The organism is Rhodococcus sp. LB1, assembly GCF_001583455.1.
In the GTDB taxonomy this organism is placed as follows: Bacteria; Actinomycetota; Actinomycetes; order Mycobacteriales; family Mycobacteriaceae; genus Rhodococcus_F; species Rhodococcus_F opacus.
This window is the reverse complement of record NZ_LTCZ01000027.1, coordinates 33,944-51,293: the sequence shown is the minus strand read 5'-3', so window position 1 is coordinate 51,293 and position 17,350 is coordinate 33,944. Positions and strand designations below refer to the sequence as shown.

Annotated in this window: 17 protein-coding genes; 7 read left to right on the top strand and 10 right to left on the bottom strand. The window is 68.1% G+C overall.

Features of this window, described 5'->3' with window-relative positions:
* Nucleotides 1-450: serine/threonine-protein kinase (locus tag AZG88_RS53355; RefSeq protein ID WP_231913838.1), on the bottom strand; the 450-nt coding region annotated here is incomplete at its 3' end.
* A gap of 168 nt (nucleotides 451-618) precedes the next feature.
* A complete protein-coding gene (locus AZG88_RS05535) occupies nucleotides 619-1,650 on the bottom strand; it encodes a LacI family DNA-binding transcriptional regulator (RefSeq protein ID WP_061697145.1) in 1,032 nt (343 codons plus the stop codon).
* Between the two features lie 164 nt (nucleotides 1,651-1,814).
* Here AZG88_RS05535 and AZG88_RS05530 point away from each other — a divergent pair, with 164 nt between their 5' ends.
* Together AZG88_RS05530 and AZG88_RS05525 are read left to right on the top strand one after the other, a co-directional pair.
* Complete coding sequence (locus AZG88_RS05530; protein WP_061697173.1) at nucleotides 1,815-3,242, top strand: purine-cytosine permease family protein; 1,428 nt, start codon at nucleotides 1,815-1,817, stop codon at nucleotides 3,240-3,242.
* A 59-nt stretch (nucleotides 3,243-3,301) separates the two neighbouring features.
* Nucleotides 3,302-4,411 (top strand): C45 family autoproteolytic acyltransferase/hydolase, encoded by a 1,110-nt coding sequence (locus AZG88_RS05525; protein WP_061697144.1) that lies wholly within the window; start codon nucleotides 3,302-3,304, stop codon nucleotides 4,409-4,411.
* A gap of 68 nt (nucleotides 4,412-4,479) precedes the next feature.
* On the opposite strand, the gene AZG88_RS05520 is transcribed toward AZG88_RS05525, so the two are convergent.
* The 4 genes from AZG88_RS05520 to AZG88_RS05505 form a co-directional block, all read right to left on the bottom strand.
* A complete protein-coding gene (locus AZG88_RS05520) occupies nucleotides 4,480-5,130 on the bottom strand; it encodes a GntR family transcriptional regulator (RefSeq protein ID WP_005237856.1) in 651 nt (216 codons plus the stop codon).
* Between the two features lie 116 nt (nucleotides 5,131-5,246).
* Nucleotides 5,247-6,239 (bottom strand): transketolase family protein, encoded by a 993-nt coding sequence (locus tag AZG88_RS05515; protein WP_061697143.1) that lies wholly within the window; start codon nucleotides 6,237-6,239, stop codon nucleotides 5,247-5,249.
* Between the two features lies 1 nt (nucleotide 6,240).
* A complete protein-coding gene (locus tag AZG88_RS05510; RefSeq protein ID WP_061697142.1) occupies nucleotides 6,241-7,128 on the bottom strand; it encodes a transketolase in 888 nt (295 codons plus the stop codon).
* Nucleotides 7,125-8,516: an MFS transporter gene (locus AZG88_RS05505; RefSeq protein ID WP_005237859.1), complete on the bottom strand. Its 1,392-nt coding sequence runs from the start codon at nucleotides 8,514-8,516 to the stop codon at nucleotides 7,125-7,127. Before AZG88_RS05505 ends, AZG88_RS05510 begins: the two co-directional genes overlap by 4 nt.
* Nucleotides 8,517-8,753: 237 nt before the next feature.
* Between AZG88_RS05505 and AZG88_RS05500 the strand changes: the two genes are divergently transcribed.
* From AZG88_RS05500 to AZG88_RS05485, 4 genes are all read left to right on the top strand, one after another.
* Nucleotides 8,754-9,527 carry an SDR family NAD(P)-dependent oxidoreductase gene (locus AZG88_RS05500; RefSeq protein ID WP_005237860.1) on the top strand — a complete coding sequence of 258 codons (774 nt, stop codon included), beginning with the start codon at nucleotides 8,754-8,756 and terminating at the stop codon, nucleotides 9,525-9,527.
* 67 nt (nucleotides 9,528-9,594) lie between these two features.
* Complete coding sequence (locus tag AZG88_RS05495; RefSeq protein ID WP_061697141.1) at nucleotides 9,595-9,882, top strand: WhiB family transcriptional regulator; 288 nt, start codon at nucleotides 9,595-9,597, stop codon at nucleotides 9,880-9,882.
* A gap of 104 nt (nucleotides 9,883-9,986) precedes the next feature.
* On the top strand, nucleotides 9,987-10,409 hold the full coding sequence (locus tag AZG88_RS05490) for a YciI family protein (protein ID WP_005237862.1): 423 nt from the start codon (nucleotides 9,987-9,989) through the stop codon (nucleotides 10,407-10,409).
* Entirely contained in the window at nucleotides 10,382-11,707 is a 1,326-nt protein-coding gene (locus AZG88_RS05485) for an RNA polymerase sigma factor (RefSeq protein WP_061697140.1), read from the top strand. The genes AZG88_RS05490 and AZG88_RS05485 overlap by 28 nt, the downstream gene beginning before the upstream one ends.
* 21 nt (nucleotides 11,708-11,728) lie before the next feature.
* Here the strand turns inward: AZG88_RS05485 and AZG88_RS05480 are convergent, their stop codons facing one another.
* Together AZG88_RS05480 and AZG88_RS05475 are read right to left on the bottom strand one after the other, a co-directional pair.
* Nucleotides 11,729-12,922, bottom strand: a complete 1,194-nt coding sequence (locus tag AZG88_RS05480) for a serine hydrolase domain-containing protein (protein WP_061697139.1) — start codon at nucleotides 12,920-12,922, stop codon at nucleotides 11,729-11,731.
* 71 nt (nucleotides 12,923-12,993) lie between these two features.
* Entirely contained in the window at nucleotides 12,994-13,803 is an 810-nt protein-coding gene (locus AZG88_RS05475) for a DUF1932 domain-containing protein (RefSeq protein WP_231913837.1), read from the bottom strand.
* A gap of 107 nt (nucleotides 13,804-13,910) precedes the next feature.
* Here AZG88_RS05475 and AZG88_RS05470 point away from each other — a divergent pair, with 107 nt between their 5' ends.
* Nucleotides 13,911-14,579 (top strand): GntR family transcriptional regulator, encoded by a 669-nt coding sequence (locus AZG88_RS05470; protein ID WP_037178959.1) that lies wholly within the window; start codon nucleotides 13,911-13,913, stop codon nucleotides 14,577-14,579.
* Between the two features lie 14 nt (nucleotides 14,580-14,593).
* On the opposite strand, the gene AZG88_RS05465 is transcribed toward AZG88_RS05470, so the two are convergent.
* Nucleotides 14,594-15,940, bottom strand: a complete 1,347-nt coding sequence (locus AZG88_RS05465; RefSeq protein ID WP_061697137.1) for an MFS transporter — start codon at nucleotides 15,938-15,940, stop codon at nucleotides 14,594-14,596.
* A 35-nt stretch (nucleotides 15,941-15,975) separates the two neighbouring features.
* On the bottom strand, nucleotides 15,976-17,343 hold the full coding sequence (locus tag AZG88_RS05460) for an MFS transporter (protein WP_005237868.1): 1,368 nt from the start codon (nucleotides 17,341-17,343) through the stop codon (nucleotides 15,976-15,978).
* Nucleotides 17,344-17,350: the final 7 nt, after the last annotated feature.

Here is a 17,350-nt window from a genome sequence, read left to right as displayed (position 1 = left end):
TTTGACGTCGCGATGCAGGACACCCAGTCGGTGCGCCGACTCCACCGCACCTGCGATCTTCACCCCGAGCCTCAACGCCTGGCCCAACGGCAGCGGACCGCGGCGACGGATCCGCACGTCGAGAGAATCCTGCGGGTGGTACGGCATCACGATGTAGGGCCGGCCGCTGTCGGTGGCACCGACCTGCAGAATGTTGACGATGTTCGGGTGCCCGGTCAGCCGGCCCATCGCCCGCTGCTCCCGGAAGAAGCGGGCCCGGTTCTCCTCGTCGAGTTCCACGGTGAGCACCTTCACCGCCACCGTGCGATCCAGTTCCTCCTGGGTGCAGCGGTAGACCACACCGAAACCGCCGCGGCCGATCTCCTGAACGTCAGCGAAACCAGCTCCACCCAGTTCGGTGGTCGGGGGCGGCGGGTACCGCTGAGTGTCGAGCGGATCACCTTCACCCATCGGACGGTCTACTCACTCCGTCGGCTCGTGTTGCTGCGGGGCTGGTCCCGACGGCACGACCAGCGCAAATACAACCGTGGACTCACCTCTCGATGGCGTCCTCCCGAGGATATCGCTAACCCTCCAGTGGAACGGGCCGCCGACGCGCACCACAGCGAGGACACGCCGTCATCGGCGTGACGTCCGGGTGGAGCCTCGCACGACGAGGCGTCCGTGGAGATGCCCCGGTGGGACCGGCCGGTCCAGGTTGTCGAGGCGGTTGACCAGCAGCGTGACGGCTACGCGGGCAAGGTGTTCGGGCTGCAGATCCACCGAGGTGATGGGGGGGACGGCTGATCGCGTGTGCTCCGAGTCGGATCCGCCGACGATCTGCACGTCGCCGGGGACGTCGAATCCTCGTTCCCGGACCCGCGCGAGCGCCCCCGCCGCGTGCCTGCCGGTGAGGCAGTACACCGCGTCCGGTGGGTCGTTCCGGTCGAACAGTTCGTCGGCGGCTTCGCGTCCGCCGGCCTCGCCGGTGGTCTCGGGCCGGATAGCGACCAGAGCGTCCTGACCGCGATTCGCCGCCCACACGCGGTAGGCGGCCTCGGCGCCCAGGTTCCACGAATTGGGATCGGTTCCGGCAACCAGAGCCACTCGCGTCGCCCCCGCGTCCTCGAGGTGCCGCAGCACTCGGTCCGTCATGAGTTCGGTGTCGGTGTCGAGCCAGGCGTCGTACTCGGCCCTCGCCGGGTCCTTCCCGACGGACAGAAACGGCACGCCCTCCGCGAGGAGCATCTCGATGAGGGGGTCGTTCGTGACGGGTTCCGTGATCAGGAACCCGTCGCAGGCGAGGGCGGCGGCGGGCGACTCGTCGCGCGTCGGATCGGACACCAGCATGAGCCCGTATCCGAAATCCATCGCGGCGAGAGCCGCCGAACCCGCGAACCGCAGGAAGTAGTCGACGCCCTCGGGGAGAGACGAATCGAGTGTCTCCAGTGGCCGAAGCACGAGGGCGATCACGCCGAGACGGTTGCTCCGCAGACTCCTCGCCACCACGTCCGGTCGGTAACCGAGGGATTTGGCGGCCGATCGGACACGCTCACGCGTCGCGGTGGCGACGACGCCTTTGCCGCTGAACGTGTGCGACACCGTCGTGGTCGACACCCCCGCGTGCCGTGCCACGTCGGCGATGGTGGGCCTCGATCGCTTCTCGGTCACGCACCCAGGCTACCAACAGCCCGACCTGCACCAAATCGATTTGTAAATTGGCTCGCCACACTCTTGTCCAAATCGATTTGGTTCCGTACGGTGACCGGGGTCACGCCAGATCGGCGATTGCGCCCACCAGCCGCACATCCGTGCTCATCTATCCGGAGGACCCCATGGCATCGACAAAAGCAGACCCGCGTGTGGCGACGCCCGGCGAAACACCGCCGGCCGACCGCGCCGGGCGGGTGGAGACACACGGCATCGACTTCATCCCCGACAGCGAGCGGCACGGCCGCGCTCGGGACCTGTTCGCGGTGTGGGCGGCGCCCAACGTGAGCTATCTGGCCCTGGTCGTCGGCGGCACACTGATCCTGATGGGCCTGTCCTTCTGGCAGGCACTGGCGGTGATCGTGGTCGGCAACCTGTTCTCGGTCCTCACCGGGATCGTCGCCGCCAGCGGACCCGCGTCGGGCACGCCCAGCGAGGTGATCACGCGGGCGATCTTCGGCATCCGCGGCAACCGCGTGAACATTCTCGTGACCAGCTGGTTCATCAGCGTCTGCTACCTGGCGCTGAACTGGGCGGCCGCGTCGTACACGGCCTTCAGGCTCGTCGAACGGTTCGGCATCGAAGCGACCACCCCCGTCAAGGTCGTCGTCATCCTGGCGATCGCCGCCGTCACGCTGGCCATCGGCGTGTACGGGCACGCCACGATCGTGCGGCTCTACCAGCCGCTGGCACTGGTGCTGACGTTGATCTTCGTGGTGATGGCCGGGTACGTCCTCGGTAACGCCGACTGGGGCTACCAGCCGGCGGAGGCACTCCACGGAATCGGCCTGTGGGCGACGGTGGCCGCGGGCGTGTCGATCGTGGCGTCGGCCCCGCTGTCCTACACCAACAGCGCGGACTTCGCCCGCTACCTGCCTGCGACCACCTCGCCGGCCTCGGTCGCCGTGTGGACCGCGCTCGGCGCGTTCGTCCCCAGCGTGCTGTTCACCGCGCTCGGCGCACTCGCCGGTACCGGACTCGACATGGCCGACCCGCAGATCGCACTCGAGACCATTCTCCCGGCGTGGTTCACGCCGATCTTCCTGCTCGCCGTCATCGTCGGCACGATCGCCAACAACGCGATGACCGCCTACAGCTCCGGACTCGCCCTGCAGTCGGTGGGCCTGCGCCTGCGCCGCTCGCGCAGCGTCCTGCTCGACGGCTCGATGGGTGTGGCCATGACGCTGTACGCCCTGCTCGTCTCCAACTTTCTCGACACCGTCAGCAACATGATGCAGCTCGTCGTGACCGTGATGGGTCCCGTCATGGCCGTGTACGTCGCCGACGTCCTGTGGCGCCGTAACCGCTACGACGGCCTCGAGCTCGGCAACGAAACCGGCAGCAGCCCCTACTGGTACAGCGGTGGGATCAACTGGGCGGGAACGGTCGCCGTCTTCACCGGCATCGCCGCGGCCGCGCTCTGCGTCGCCGCGCCCGTCTACACCGGGCCGATCGCGAACGCGGTCGGTGGCGTGGACCTGTCGCTGCCGGTCGGGTTGATCGTCTCCGCAGCACTGTACGTCGTGCTGATGCGCTCGTACCGAACCCGCTGATCGACTGTGATCGACGAGCACACAGCACTATTCACACCAGAACCACGACGAGGACGACGATGACCGAGACCAGTACTGTCCACTCCCACGTCAGCGTGGACGACACCCGGCCGCGCGAACGCGGCATCGCCCGCGGCACGCAGCTGCGCACCGACCTACCCGCGTCCGTGGAACTGTATCTGCGCCTGTTCGACACGGTCGGTGTGAGCGAGCCCCGGACCCGCGACAGCGCGCACCGCCTCGCCGATGTCCTTGCGGCGTGGGGACCCCGGTATCTCGAGGAGATCGAGGGCATCGCTGCAGGCGCCGGGCTCGAGCCCTGGCACGTGATGTCGCTGAACGGCCGGACGGAGATCCTGTCGCAGGCGACCGCGGCCCGCCCCGGTGAGTGCTCCACCATCGCCTACGCACCCGCGGATCGTCCGTCGGCGCCGTTCGGCATCCAAACCTGGGACTGGCACGAAGAACTGGACCCGTTCTGGCACACCCATCAGGTGCGCGGACCACGCCACAGTTACGTGGGGCTGACCGAGCACGGCATCCTCGGCAAGATCGGGATGAACAGCGCGGGTCTCGGCGTGTTCTTCAACATCCTCGGCCACCGCGACGACGCACCGGCCGGCGTGCCCGTGCACGTCCTGTCGGCGGCCGTCCTCGGTGAAGCCGGAACCGTAGACGAAGCCCTCGAGTTGCTGCGCTCGGCACCGATCGCGACGTCGGGCGCACTGACCCTGATCGACGCCGACACCGTCGCGTGTGCCGAGGTCAGCCCCGTCGGCGTCGCGACGCTCCGCCCGAGCGACGGATTCCTGACCCACACCAATCACTTCCTCGACCCGGCCAACGCCGCCCGCGAGAAGACCGGTCTGTACGAGCCGGACTCGCAGGACCGCTACGGTCTGATCGCGTCCCGGCAGCAGCGGTACGCCGAGCCGACCGTGGCCGATCACCTCGTCGAGTACCTGTACTCCGATCCGGGGCAGCCCCAGCTGTGCTGCGTCCCCGCCCCGGATGCGGTCTTCGGTCAGCGCTGGGCCACCCTCGCGACGGTGCTGCTCGAACCCGAGCACCGCCGGGCCCGCATCCTCGCCGGCACACCGATCGACGCCCGCCGAAGGTCGTGGACCACGCTCGACGCCACCGAAGCCGCCTGCACCGTCGGCGGGTGACACGGCGGCCTGTCCCGGGTACGTGAGCGGCAAAGCGTGTGCCCGCACTCTTTCTCACTCACCTGGGGTCAGGAGACCAGATTCGCTGAGGCCCAGTCCATGTGCGTCTGAATCGCTTTGGCTGCTTCGTCGGCGTCGCCGGTTTCGATGGCGTCGACGATGGCGCTGTGGCGGCCGACGTCCATGTTGCCGACGGCGCGGTCGAGGCCGGCGAACATGATCGACATCCGGATGGATCCTTCGAGGGAGATCCACGAGTGCAGGAGTGTGTCGTTGCCGGTGAGTGAGCACATGGTGCGGTGAAAGTTCAGGTCGGCCTCGATGCGGGCTTCGAGGACGGCGGTGTCCATGACGTCGAGGGCGGCGCGCAGTTCCGCGATGACGGTGGTGCGGTCGGCCAGGCCGGCGAGTTCCCGGACGGCAAGCGCCTCGAGTGCGGCGCGGACGGCGAAGATGTCGCGGATCTCCTTGGAATCGAGGTGCCGGACGTACAGCCGGCCCCGCGCACCTGCGGAGATCAATCCCTCCTGCTGGAGTTGCCGCATCGCCTCGCGGAGCGTGCCGCGGCTGATCTGCAGCATCTCGGACAGTTCGGTCTCGACGAGCGGGCTGCTCGGCGCGAGCTCCCCGCTCGTGATCGCGACCCGCAGGGCGGCGACGGCTTGCTGACGGAGGCTGGTCTTCTCCAGCCCGAGCAGTGCGGCGGGTTGTCCGGCCATGGGTGCCTCCGTGGGGTCAGCGATCAACTGTCGACAGCGGTCTGTTGACAGCAACCTGTTGACAGCCATCGTACGGCCCGCGCCGCCCGGCCTGCGGCGTGGGCCGTACGCGCTGGTCACGCCAGTTCGCCGAGAACCTTGGCGACGATCCGGTCCGTGCTCAGGCCGTACCGCTCGTGCAGCGTGGGCAGGGCACCGGCGTCGAGGAACTGGTCCGGGAGAGCGATCGGCACGATCCGCTTGCCGAGCCCGGCCGTGACGACGGCGGCGGCCACGGTCTCGAACAGGCCGCCGATCACGGTGTGGTTCTCCAGAGTGACCACCAGGCGGTCGGTGTTCACCTCCGCGAGGACGGTCGCGGCGTCGAACGGTTTGATCGTCGGCGTGTGCACGACCGCGACGTCGACGTTGTGCTCGGCCAGCCGGTCGGCGGCCTGCAGAGCGCGCATCGTCATCAGCCCACTGGTGACGAACACGACGTCGTTGCCGCCGCGGAGCACCTTGGCCTTGCCGAGTTCGAACGTGTAGTCGTACTCGTCGAGCACGGTCGCGACCTTCCCCCGCAGCAGCCGCAGGTAGGTGGGACCGTCGGAGGCGGCGAGTTGCGGGACGGCCTGTTCGATGTCGATCGAGTCGCACGGGTCGACGATGGTGAGGTTGGGGATGCCCCGGAAGATGGCCATGTCCTCGGTGGCCTGATGGCTGGGCCCGTAGCCGGTGGTCAGTCCGGGGAGGCCACCGATGATGTTGACGTTGAGGTTCGGTTCGGCGATGTCGAGGCACAGGAAGTCGTAGGCGCGGCGCGCGGCGAACACCGAATACGTGGATGCGAACGGCACCAGGCCGGTCTCGGCCATCCCGGCGGCGGCTCCGAGCAGGAGCTGTTCGGCCATCCCCATCTGGAAGAACCGGTCGGGGAACTCCTGAGCGAAGATGTGCATGTCGGTGTACTTGGCGAGGTCGGCGGACAGGCCGACGATCTTGTCGTTCTCCCGGGCAGCCTTCACCAGGGCGTGCCCGAACGGTGCGGACGTGGTCTTCTGTCCGTCGTCGACGAACGAGGCGATCATGGCCGAAGTCTTGAGCTTCGGTTTGCTGGCGGTGGTCATGTCAGGCGTCCTTGTGGTCGAAGCCGGCGGTGAGTTGGTCGCGGCAGATCTGCCACTCGTGTTCGTCGATGCGCATGAAGTGCGCCTTCTCCCGAGACTCGAGCAGGGGCACACCCTTCCCGACGCGGGTGTCGCAGAGGATGATCGACGGTGTGCCGTCGGATTCGGCGGCGGCGTTGTCGAACGCGCGCACCAGTGCGGTGACGTCGTTGCCGTCGACGCGTTCGACGTGCCACCCGCAGGCCGCCCACTTGTCGTGCACGGGTTCGGTGCTCAGCACCGTCGAGGTCGCACCGTCGGCCTGCAGGGCGTTGATGTCGACCATCGCGGTGAGATTGCCGAGCCGGTGGTGATGGGCGCCCATCGCCGCCTCCCACGTCGAACCCTCGTCGAGTTCGCCGTCGGACAGGAAGTTGAAGACGCGGGCGGTGGAGTGCTGGTGCCGCAGCCCGAGGGCCATCCCGACCGCGATGGTGAGACCGTGGCCGAGGGAGCCGCCGGAGATTTCCATGCCGGGGGTGTACGTGGACATTGCCGACATCGGGAGGCGGGAGTCGTCGGAGCCGTAGGTTTCCAGTTCGCTGCGGGGGATGATTCCGGCCTCGGCGAGTGCGGCGTAGAGGCCGATGGCGTAGTGGCCGGTGGACAGCAGGAACCGGTCTCGTCCCTCCCATGTGGGATCGTCGGCGCGGTAGCGCAGTTGGTCGGCGTAGACGGTGGCGAAGATGTCGGCGGCTCCGAGCGCCTGCCCGACGTATCCCTGGCCCTGTTCCTCACCCATGTCGATGACGTTGTGCCGCATGCGATAGGCGAACTGTTCGACGTTCGCGATGCGCGACGCGTCACTGGTCGTGTCTTCGGCAGCGGTGGTGGCGGTTGTGATGGTCACAGGAGTTCCTTTTCCTTGCGGATCGTGGGCGTGGTGCCGGTGGACGTCGGCGCGTCGGCGCTTTTGGAATCGGCGCGCGCCGCGGCCTCGGCGGCGAGGCGCCGTTCGGTCGGTCCCCAGGTCTCCCTGGTGATCAACGCCGCCCACAGCCCGATCAGGGCGTACGTGCTGAACAGCAGCGCCGGACCCCACCAGCCGAAGGAGACGAACAGCAGCGTGGTGACGAAGGGCGTGAAGCCGGAGACCATCGCCGAGATCTGGTAGGCGAGGGACGCTCCCGAGGCACGGCGCGAGGCGTCGAACAGTTCGGGGAACCACGCACCCTGCGCTCCCGCCATCGAGTTCTGGCAGACCGCGTAGGCGATCACGATGGTGGCGATGACCAGGATGAAGAGACCGGTGTTGACCAGAAGGAACATCGGGATTCCGAACAGTGCCGCGAAGGCGCAGGACGCGATGTAGAGGGGGCGTCGTCCGATACGGTCGGTGAGGCGGGCCCAGGCGACTGTGGCGAAGACGCCGATTGCGGACGCGATGCACAGGGCGACAAGGGTTTCGGACTTCCCGGCGAGACCCTGGTTGTGCAGGTAGGAGATCATGTAGGTGATCGACACCGCGTAACCGGCGGTCTCGGCGACTCGAAGAGCGATGCCGCGCAGAATGTTTCGCCAGTCGTACTTGATGGATTCGAGTACCGGGGACTTGACGATGTCGCCCTCGTTCTTGACGTCCTCGAAGACCGGGGACTCGGGCACCTTCGACCTGATGACCAGGCCGACCATCACCAGGACGATGCTGGCGAGGAACGGCACCCGCCAGGCCCAGTCGCCGCCGAGGTGCACGCTGAACAGGAACACCAGATTCGCCAGCAGCAGCCCGACGGGGAAGCCGGCCTGCACGATTCCGGTGAATTTGCCCTTGGACTTCCAGGGGGCGTGCTCGTAGCTCATCAGGATCGCGCCGCCCCACTCGGCACCGAACGCGAGGCCCTGGACGACGCGGACGAGGACCAGCAGCACCGGCGCGATGAGCCCCACCTGCGAATAGGTGGGCAGCAGGCCGATCGCGAAGGTCGCGAGACCCATCGCGATCAGCGATGCCACCAGTACGGGCTTGCGGCCCAGCTTGTCCCCGAGATGTCCGCCGAGCACCCCGCCGAGCGGGCGCGCAGCAAAGCCGACACCCAGCGTCGCGAACGCCGCGAGTGTTCCGGTGACCGGGTCGGCGCCCGGGAAGAAGGCGGTACCGAAGTACAGCGCGGCGGCCGTGCCGAAGCCGATGAAGTCGTACGTCTCGATGACGGCCCCCACCGAGGAGCCGATTGCTACGCGCTTGGCGTCCTTCGTGCCATGGACGGGACCTCGCATCCTGAGTGTTTCGGTACTCATGGGGACTCCTCTTCGAACTGCCGGTTTCTACGATTGCCGCCGATTTGTTGACTGTCAACAGTGCGGTTCCAACAGTGTGATCCGAGCCACGTCGATATGTCAACCGTTACCCGCCGACGGTTGACTGTTAACAGTTGATCGGCTTACTGTGGTGGCAGTCACCTACCGCGCCGTCCACCGACCCCCCGCACCTCACGTCGGACGGGACGCGCGATTCCAGCAACACGAGGAGCGATCATGTCGTCCATCCAGCGCACCGCCGTCATCACCGGCGCCACCTCCGAGCGCGGGATCGGTCTCACCACCGCCCGCCGCTACGCCGAAGAGGGCTGGGCGATCGTCGTTCTCGACCTCGACGGGGAAAAGTCCGCGAAGGTCGCCGCCGAGATCGGCAACGAGTTCGGGGTACCGGCCTTCGGTCACGACATCGACGTCGCCGACGAGAACTCGGTCCAGCGGGCACACGACGCCGTCGCCGCCGAAGTCGCCGACGGCAACCTCCCCGCCGTGGGTGCGCTCGCGAACATCGCCGGCATCACCTCGCCGGTGCCGTTCCTCGAGACCACACTGGAACTGTGGAACAAGGTGATGGCGGTCAACGCCACCGGCACCTACCTCGTCACCCGCGCGTTCCTGCCGGCCATGATCGACAACGGCTGGGGACGTGTGGTGAACATGTCATCCGTCTCCGCCCAGCGTGGTGGCGGGGTCTTCGGGAAGGTGCCCTACTCGTCCGCCAAGGCCGCGGTCCTCGGTTTCACCAAGTCCCTCGCACGAGAACTCGGCGACAGCGGAGTCACCGTCAACGCCGTCACCCCCGGTGCGGTCGACACCAGCATCCGCGTGGGCAGCACCGCCGAACAGGAAGCCGCACTCTGCCGCGACATCCCCCTCGGCCGGGTCGCGACCACCACCGAGGTCGCCGCCGTCATCACCTTCCTGTCCTCGCAGGACGCCGCGTACCTCACCGGCACCACCGTCGACATCAACGGCGGTAGCCACCTGCACTGAGTCGGTGCAGCCGCAGCGGTGGACGGTGCCGACCGTCCACCGCCCGAATCCACCCCCGGGACACCCGATGATCGACCACACGACACTTCACGACGACCTGCCCACGACCGCCGCCGAACGCTGGGGATGGCGATACCGCGCCCACTGCCGCACCACCGAACCTTCCGCCTTCTTCGCTCCGGACGGCGAACGACGCGGCGCCCGGATCAGGTGCGAACGACGCGCCAAACAGATTTGCGACGGGTGCGTCGTCGCCCGGCAATGCCGCGCACACGCAACCGAACACCGCGAGACCCACGGAATATGGGGTGGCACCACGGAAACCGAGCGGCGCAGAGCCGGCCGGGCCAGATAGGTTCGGAAAAAAATTTCGGCGAGTGTGTCGATCCATGTCACTCCCCGTTCGACCTGAGGATGAGAAGGTCCAAGAGGGACCCCGACATCCAAGGAGACGGAACCATGAAGTACATGCTGATCATGCGCGCCACCGACGAGACCTTCGCGGCGTTCCAGGACGCTGATTTCACCGAGATCATGGACTCGATGGGCAAGTTCAACGACGAGATGATCCGCGCCGGCGTGCTGCTCGCGGCCGAGGGACTGGACCCCGACCCCGAGTCGGGTGTGGTGGTCGACTACTCGTCCGAGACACCTGTGGTGACCGACGGCCCCTACGGCGAGACGAAGGAGTTGTTCGGCGGCTTCTGGATGCTCAACGTGGCATCGAAGGAGGAGGCTGTCGAGTGGGCCAAGCGTGCCCCGATGGCTGGTCCCGGTTCCAAGGCGGAGATCCGCCGGGTCGCGACGATCGACGAGTTCCCGCAGGACAACGTGTGGATCCAGAAGGAGCGGGCGTGGCGCGAAGCGACCGGTCAGCTCTGAGCGGGTCGACGGCGGGCGGCCACACCGGGCGTGAGGCCGTCGCCGCCGTCTGGCGGATCGAGTCGGCACGGATCGTCGGTGCGCTCGCGCGGTACACCGGCGATTTCGCGCTGGCCGAGGACCTCGCCCAGGAGGCGCTGGCCGAGGCACTCGTGAGCTGGCCACGCGACGGTATCCCCCACAACCCCGCGGGATGGTTGCTGACCGTCGGCCGCCGCCGGGCGATCGACGCGTTCCGCCGGCGCTCCGCCCTCGACGAGAGGTACGCCGTCCTCGCTCATGACCTGGGCGAGGGCGGTGCCGTCTCGGGGAGCGCGCCCGCCGATCCGGCCAAGGGCACCGGGGACGTGCTGTGGGATCCGGACCAGATCGACGACGACATGCTGGCGTTGATGTTCATCTCCTGCCACCCCGTGCTGTCGCGGGAGGCGAGGGTCGCGCTCACCCTGCGGGTGGTCGGCGGTCTGACGAGCGACGAGATCGCCAAGGTGTTCCTCGTCCCGACCGCGACCGTGCAGGCCCGGATCACCCGGGCGAAGAAGACCCTCGGGGCGGCCCGGGTGCCGTTCGAGGTGCCGCCCGCCGGAGATCGGGCGGAGCGACTCGGCTCGGTGCTCAGCGTGATCTATCTGATCTTCACCGAAGGGTCCTCGGCCACCTCCGGTGACGATCTGATCCGCCTCGACCTCGCGAGCGAGGCGCAGCGCCTCGCTCGGGTGCTGACCCGGCTGGTACCCGACGAGCCCGAGGTCCACGGCCTGCTGGCGCTGCTCGAACTGACCGCGGCGCGGTTCCCGGCCCGCACCGGGCCGGACGGCGAGCCGGTGCTGCTCGAGCAGCAGGACCGCCGCCGCTGGGACCGCACCGCGATCCGCCGGGGACGCGCCGCCCTCGCCCGCGCGGAACAGGTCGGCCGGGGCCTGGGCGCCTATGGCCTGCAGGCGGCGATCGCCGAATACCACGCCGTCGCGCCGTCGGTCGACGCGACGAACTGGGAGCGGATCGTCCTCATCTACGAGGCACTCGGCCGGCTCGCGCCGTCACCGGTGGTCGACCTCAACCGGGCGGTGGCGGTCTCCATGGCCCAGGGACCGGCCGCGGCGCTGCCGATCGTGGACGAGCTGGTGGCCGCCCAGGCGCTGTCGAACTCGCACCTGCTGCCGAGCGTTCGCGGCGAACTACTCATCCGCCTGGGACGCACCGACGAGGCGCGCACCGAACTCGAGGCGGCCGTGCGGCTGTGCGGCAACGAGCGCGAGCGGACGGTGCTGGGGCGTAAGCTCGCCGACCTCCGCTGACCGAGCAACGACCCGGTTGCCCTAGACGGGTGAGGCGAGCGCGGCGTGACGGTACGCCGCCGTCTCGAAGTCCAGGTAGCCGCCGAACGACACGGGGTCGGCGAACGGCAGGATCTGGGTGGCCCAGTACCCCGCGATTCCGTTGCGGCGATCGATCCAGTAGTACGAGTTGGCGAGCCCGGCCCACCCGAGCGATCCACGGGGCCGGCCGGTGGGGGCGTCCTCTTCGTTCACCATGAACGTATAGGCCCACGACTTACGCTGTCCGGGAAAGAATTCGGCGTCGTTCGTGAGGGAGGGAATGACGGCCGGCAGCATCCCGACCTCTTGCCCCTCGAGGCCGTTGCACACGGCCGCCTGCACGGTGTCCGCCCGCAGAACTCGCCCACCGGGCGCGTCTCCGTCGTTCAGCCACATCCGCAGGAACTTCAGGTAGTCGCCCACGGTGGAGTACAGGCCGTGCCCGCCCATGTGAATCTCGGGATCCTGCGGCAGCACCAGATCCAACGGAGTGAGCCGGCCGTCCTCCTCCCGCTGGTGGATGGTCGCGCGCCGGGCCGCCATCGATCCGGTCAGGGAGAAGGCGGTGTCGTGCATGTCCAGGGGTGCGAACACCCGCTCGGCCATCACCTCGCCGAGCCGCTTGCCGCGGATCGCCTCGACCACCTGACCGGCCCAGTCGATGTTCGTCCCGTACTGCCACTTCGCGCCCGGATCGAAGAGCAACGGCGTGGTCAGCGACGCCCGGGTCGCGGTGATCACGCCGGGCTGGTCGTGCTCCACACCCAACCGGTTGTAGGTCTCGTCGAAGAAGTCGTACCCGAACCCGGCGGTGTGCAACAACAGCATCCGCGTGGTGATGTCCCGCTTCGGCGCCCTCAGCACCGGATCACCGTGGGCGTCGAATCCCTCGATGACCTGAATGTCACCGAGCTCCGGAACGTATTCTCGGGCCGGCGCGTCGAGGTCGAGCAGACCCTCTTCGGCGCACTGCAGCACGGTGGTCCCGGTGATCGCCTTGGTGGTGGAGAAGATCGCGAAGACGGTGTCGGCGGTCATCGGCTCGCGGTCGGCCAAGGACCGCACCCCGGCGGCACCCTCGAACACCGTGCGGTCACGATCGGTCACCATCGCCACCACTCCGGGCACGCGCGGCGAATCATCCTCGGTCACGCTGTCGAGAACCTTGCCGAGCGCGGCGTTGAGATCGGACATCCCACTCTCCTGTCGTGTCTGTGGTCACTGACGGAACGTGACGTTATGACCGGGTGGAGGGTGGCGACGTCTCAGTTCGGCACAGCACGTCTCGGTTCGGCACATGCCGACGGCGCCGGGATCTTGGTCAGCAGTTCGTGGGTGGCCTGGGCGATGTCGGGCTCGATACCGAGGGCACGGAGCATGGCTGCTGCGGCGTCCATTTCGTCGGCTCGGCGCCTGGCGTGGCGACGCGTTCCGTCGACGACGCGGGCAATCGTGCCGGCGTCGGCCAGGGTCAGTTCGTCGGCGATATTGGCGGTGAGCCACTCTTCGAGGCCGAGGGCGCGACCCGCGGTGAGGGCCTCGACGATGGCCGCGGACATTCCCTTGTAGAAGATGCTGCGCAGCAGTTTTCGTTCCGCGGCCGCACCCGCCGGTGCGTCGAGGATGTCGACGGATGCCCCGTAGCGAGTGAGGATTTCGGCGGCCCGGTGTGCGTCGCGGCCGCTCGCCGTCAGGGGGGTTCGGAGTCCGCGGCCGGGGACCGGAGCCATGATCGCCACGTCGACGAAACCGTGTCCGTGTCGCGCGGCGTGGGCGTCGAGGGTGCGTTTGAGATCGGGCGCCGTGGTGTTCATGTCCACCCAGACGGCATCGGCACTCATTGCGGGGCTTCCCCGTTCGAGTGCGGCCTTCGCGGCGCGCGCGCTGTTCACGCTGAGGACGAGGTCGGCGGTGTCGACGGCCTCGGCCTCGGACCGGCACGCGACGGCTCCGTCCGGTGCCGCGGCTGCGGGGTCGAAGGCGCGGACGGTGGCGTCGGCGGCGATCAGATCGCGCGCGAATGCGCCGCCGGCCTCGCCGAGTCCGAGGACGGCGATCGTCGTCTGCTGGGTCATCGGTTCCTCTTTCCTGGATGGATCTGGTGCCATGTGCGATCCAGGTGACCCCGGGTCGGTACAATATCGGTAACAATTTTGGTGATGATCTGAGCGGAGATAGCCCGATGCCGGTGAAGGAAGCTCGCGAACACAGCACGGATCAGGCTGCGGTCACCGACCTGATCCGCACAGCCATCCTCGACGGGGATTTCGCGCCCAACCAGCGCATGGTCGAGGCAGACCTGTGTGCGCAGTACGACGCCAGTCGCAGCGCGGTCCGGGCGGCCCTGCACGAACTCACCGCCCAGGGCCTCGTCGAACGGATCCAGAACCGCGGCGCGCGCGTGCGGTCGGTGTCGCTGGACGAGGCGGTCGAGATCACCGAGGTGCGGATGGTGGTCGAAGGACTGTGCGCGGCGAAGGCGGCCCAGAAGGTCACCGACGCCGAGATCGAGGAACTCACCGCCTTGCGCGAGGAATTGACGACGTCGGTCTCGGCCGGAGACGTGTTCGGGTATTCGCGGGCGAACCAGTTGTTGCACAAGCGCGTTCGGGAGATCAGTGCGCAGCGGTCGGCGGACGAGATCCTCGAGCGACTGCGTGGTCAGCTGGTGCGACACCAGTTCAAGCTGTCGATGCACCCCGGCCGGATGTCGGTGTCGCTGCCCGAGCACGTCGCCATCATCGACGCGGTGTGCGCGCGCGACCCGGAGCGGGCGGAGGCGGCCATGCGGCACCACCTGGCGAGCGTGACCGCCGCGCTCGAGGACGTCGCCGAAGCCCGGCAGGGATGACCGCACGCGGGCACTCACAGGGAGACCCGTTCGGGCACTGAACTCGTCGTCGCGCGCGACCCGACGCGGTCTGTCACGACAACCACCAGCAGCGCTGCCACGGCGAGCAGGGCGGCAACCGCGAAGGCCCCGAACCCCCACCGTGGAGTCCCGGACGCGATGAGAACCCCGCCGAGCCAGGGGCCGAAGACAGCCCCGAACCGGCCGATCCCCGACGTGAGTCCGACGGCAGTGGCCCGGAAGTCGGCTTCGCTGTGTGCGGCGGTGCCGGCGTAGACCATGGTCTGGGCGCTGAACAACCACACACCGGTCGCGAAGACCACGACGTAGGTCGCGGCAAGCGGCATCTGTACCGACAACGCGGTGATACCGATGGCGGTCAACGCGAACCACACCAGCGCGGTCGGAATCGGTCCGACCCGGTCGGCCACCTGCCCGGCGATCAGCATGCCCACGATGCCACCGAGATTGATCACCAGCAGGAAGCTCAGCGCCGAGCCGAGTTCGTATCCGGTCGACCTCATCATGACCGGTAACCAGGTGGCCACCCCGTACACCAGCAGCAGCCCGGCGAACGACGCCGTCCACAACGCCGGGGTGGTGATCGCACGGGATCCGGTGAACAGCCGGCGGATGCGGTGCGCAGTCGTCGACGCCGTCCCGCCCCCGCCGGTCGGGGTCGTCACGAAGTCGGTGACCGCGACACCGCGACTGCGAGCGAGCGCTTCGGCATCGGCGACGCGGCCGCGAGCGAGCAGGTACCCCATCGATTCGGGGAGGAACTTCAGCATGAGCGGCACGGCGAGTATCAGCGGTAGGCCACCGAGCAGGAACAGGAAGCGCCATCCGCGGCTGTCCAGGAACAGCATGCCCAATCCCGGGGCGAGGATGCCGCCGGCCTGATGGGCGGTCATCAGCGATGCGACCATCAGGTTCGCCCTCCCGCGCGGGGCGTACTCCATGACCATCGAGATGGCGGTGGGGATGAGCCCGCCGAGGCCGAGCCCGGCCACACCCCGCGCCGCCGCGAAGACCTCCAGCGAGGGGGCGACTGCGCAGGCCAATGACGCGATCGAGAACAACGCGACGCCCGCGACGATCGCGGTGCGCCGCCCGAGCCGGTCGGCGATCGGCCCCGCAGCAAGCGCGCCGATCAGCATGCCGAGGGTCGCGACGCTGCCCACGGTGCCGGCCGCTCCGGGGCCCATGCCGAGGGTCGGGTCGGCGAGCATGCGCGGCAACACCGCACCGTAGACGAAGGTGTCGAGCCCGTCGCACAGGATGGCGAACCAACACAGGGCCAGCACCGAGAGAGCGAGGCGGGTCCGGGCGCGATCGGACCCGGTGTGGTCGATGGTCATGGGCACTCCAGATGGTCGTGGGGCGTCAGCCCTCGTCATGCCGTGGTGGGTGCTGTCGGTGCCTCCACGGGCGGATCGATGAGCCGGGCCTGCCGGGTCTTGGGTCCGAAGACGGCCAGAGCGAGCGCTCCGACGAGCCAGCTCCCCGCGATGAAGTAGAAGACGCTTTGATACCCGGTGCCGGTGTACAGCGCGGCGATAACGAGTGGACCGACGGCGTTCGACAGGCGTCCGAGTCCGTAGGAGACGCCGGTGCCCAAGGACCGGGTTCGGGTGTCGAACAGCTCCGGGGAGTAGGCGTAGGCCACCGCGGTGTAGCCGCGCTCGAAGAAGTTCACGAGGAAGCCGAACACCACGATCATGATCGGGTTGAACGTCAGCCCGTAGAAGAGCCCGCAGATCGCGATCACCACACCGAATGCGACGAGGCACCACTTGCGTTCGACACGGTCGGTGACCTGTGCGGCGAGGAAGCAGCCCAGCGGCGCACCGACGGTGGTCAGCGCGACGTAGAAGATCGACTTCTCCACGCTGAGGCCCTCCTGCGCCAACAGGGTGGGCGCCCAGCTGGAGTACCCGAAGAAGCCGATGGTCTGGGTCACCCACATGACCGAGAGCAGGACCGTGGGAACGAGATACCTCTTCTGCAGGAGCAGTCGCAGCGGAGCCTTGGTCTGCCGGGTGGTGACCGCGACCGGGGCGGCAGGCTCGGGCAGGGGGCCGGTCTCCGCGGCGACACGGGATTCGATCCGGCTCAGTACGGCGTCCGCCTTCTCGTACTGCCCCTTGCTCTCGTGCCACCGAGGCGATTCCGTCAGGTGCCGGGCGAAGAGGAGGAAGAGGATGCCGAGGCTGCCCCACAGGTAGACCAGCCGCCACGACCAATCGGTGAGCGGAACGACCGCGGCGGCAACGAGGTTGGTGACCGGCGTGCCGCAGATACCGATGACGATGGCGTAGGCCTGGTACTTGCCGCGAACGGCAGCGGGAAAGATTTCGTTGACATAGATGACCGCCACCACGGTCATGGCCGACAGCCCCGCCGAGGTGAGGACCCGGAGGACGCCGAGGGACAGGATGTCCCAGGAGAACACCGACGCGAACGAGAAGACGGCGAACCACAGTGTGGTGATGGTCAACGCGTTCTTACGGCCCCAGCGGTCGGCGATCCAGCCGCCGATGAGGGAGCCGAAGAACATGCCGACGAAGGACAGGGAGGTCACGTACGCGACCTGGTTGACGGTGACTCCCCACAGCGTGATCAGCTTGGGGACGGTGGTGGCGAACGTGTTGATGTCCGCGAACTCGAAGAAGTACGCGAAGGAGACGGCCAGCAGGGTGATCTTGTGGAACCGCGAAATCGGCAGGCGGTCCAGCCGATTCGCCGCGTTGGAATGCTGCACGGGAAGC

Excerpts from the sequence above, each read along its gene's own strand:
- AZG88_RS05525 (WP_061697144.1), top strand. The coding sequence starts at position 3,302 with ATGACCGAGACCAGTACTGTCCACTCCCACGTCAGCGTGGACGACACC.
- AZG88_RS05495 (WP_061697141.1), top strand. The coding sequence starts at position 9,595 with ATGATCGACCACACGACACTTCACGACGACCTGCCCACGACCGCCGCC.
- AZG88_RS05520 (WP_005237856.1), bottom strand. The coding sequence starts at position 5,130 with ATGGCCGGACAACCCGCCGCACTGCTCGGGCTGGAGAAGACCAGCCTC.
- AZG88_RS05505 (WP_005237859.1), bottom strand. The coding sequence starts at position 8,516 with ATGAGTACCGAAACACTCAGGATGCGAGGTCCCGTCCATGGCACGAAG.
- AZG88_RS05500 (WP_005237860.1), top strand. The coding sequence starts at position 8,754 with ATGTCGTCCATCCAGCGCACCGCCGTCATCACCGGCGCCACCTCCGAG.
- AZG88_RS05530 (WP_061697173.1), top strand. The coding sequence starts at position 1,815 with ATGGCATCGACAAAAGCAGACCCGCGTGTGGCGACGCCCGGCGAAACA.
- AZG88_RS05490 (WP_005237862.1), top strand. The coding sequence starts at position 9,987 with ATGAAGTACATGCTGATCATGCGCGCCACCGACGAGACCTTCGCGGCG.
- AZG88_RS05475 (WP_231913837.1), bottom strand. The coding sequence starts at position 13,803 with ATGACCCAGCAGACGACGATCGCCGTCCTCGGACTCGGCGAGGCCGGC.
- AZG88_RS05465 (WP_061697137.1), bottom strand. The coding sequence starts at position 15,940 with ATGACCATCGACCACACCGGGTCCGATCGCGCCCGGACCCGCCTCGCT.
- AZG88_RS05480 (WP_061697139.1), bottom strand. The coding sequence starts at position 12,922 with ATGTCCGATCTCAACGCCGCGCTCGGCAAGGTTCTCGACAGCGTGACC.
- AZG88_RS05470 (WP_037178959.1), top strand. The coding sequence starts at position 13,911 with ATGCCGGTGAAGGAAGCTCGCGAACACAGCACGGATCAGGCTGCGGTC.
- AZG88_RS05515 (WP_061697143.1), bottom strand. The coding sequence starts at position 6,239 with ATGACCACCGCCAGCAAACCGAAGCTCAAGACTTCGGCCATGATCGCC.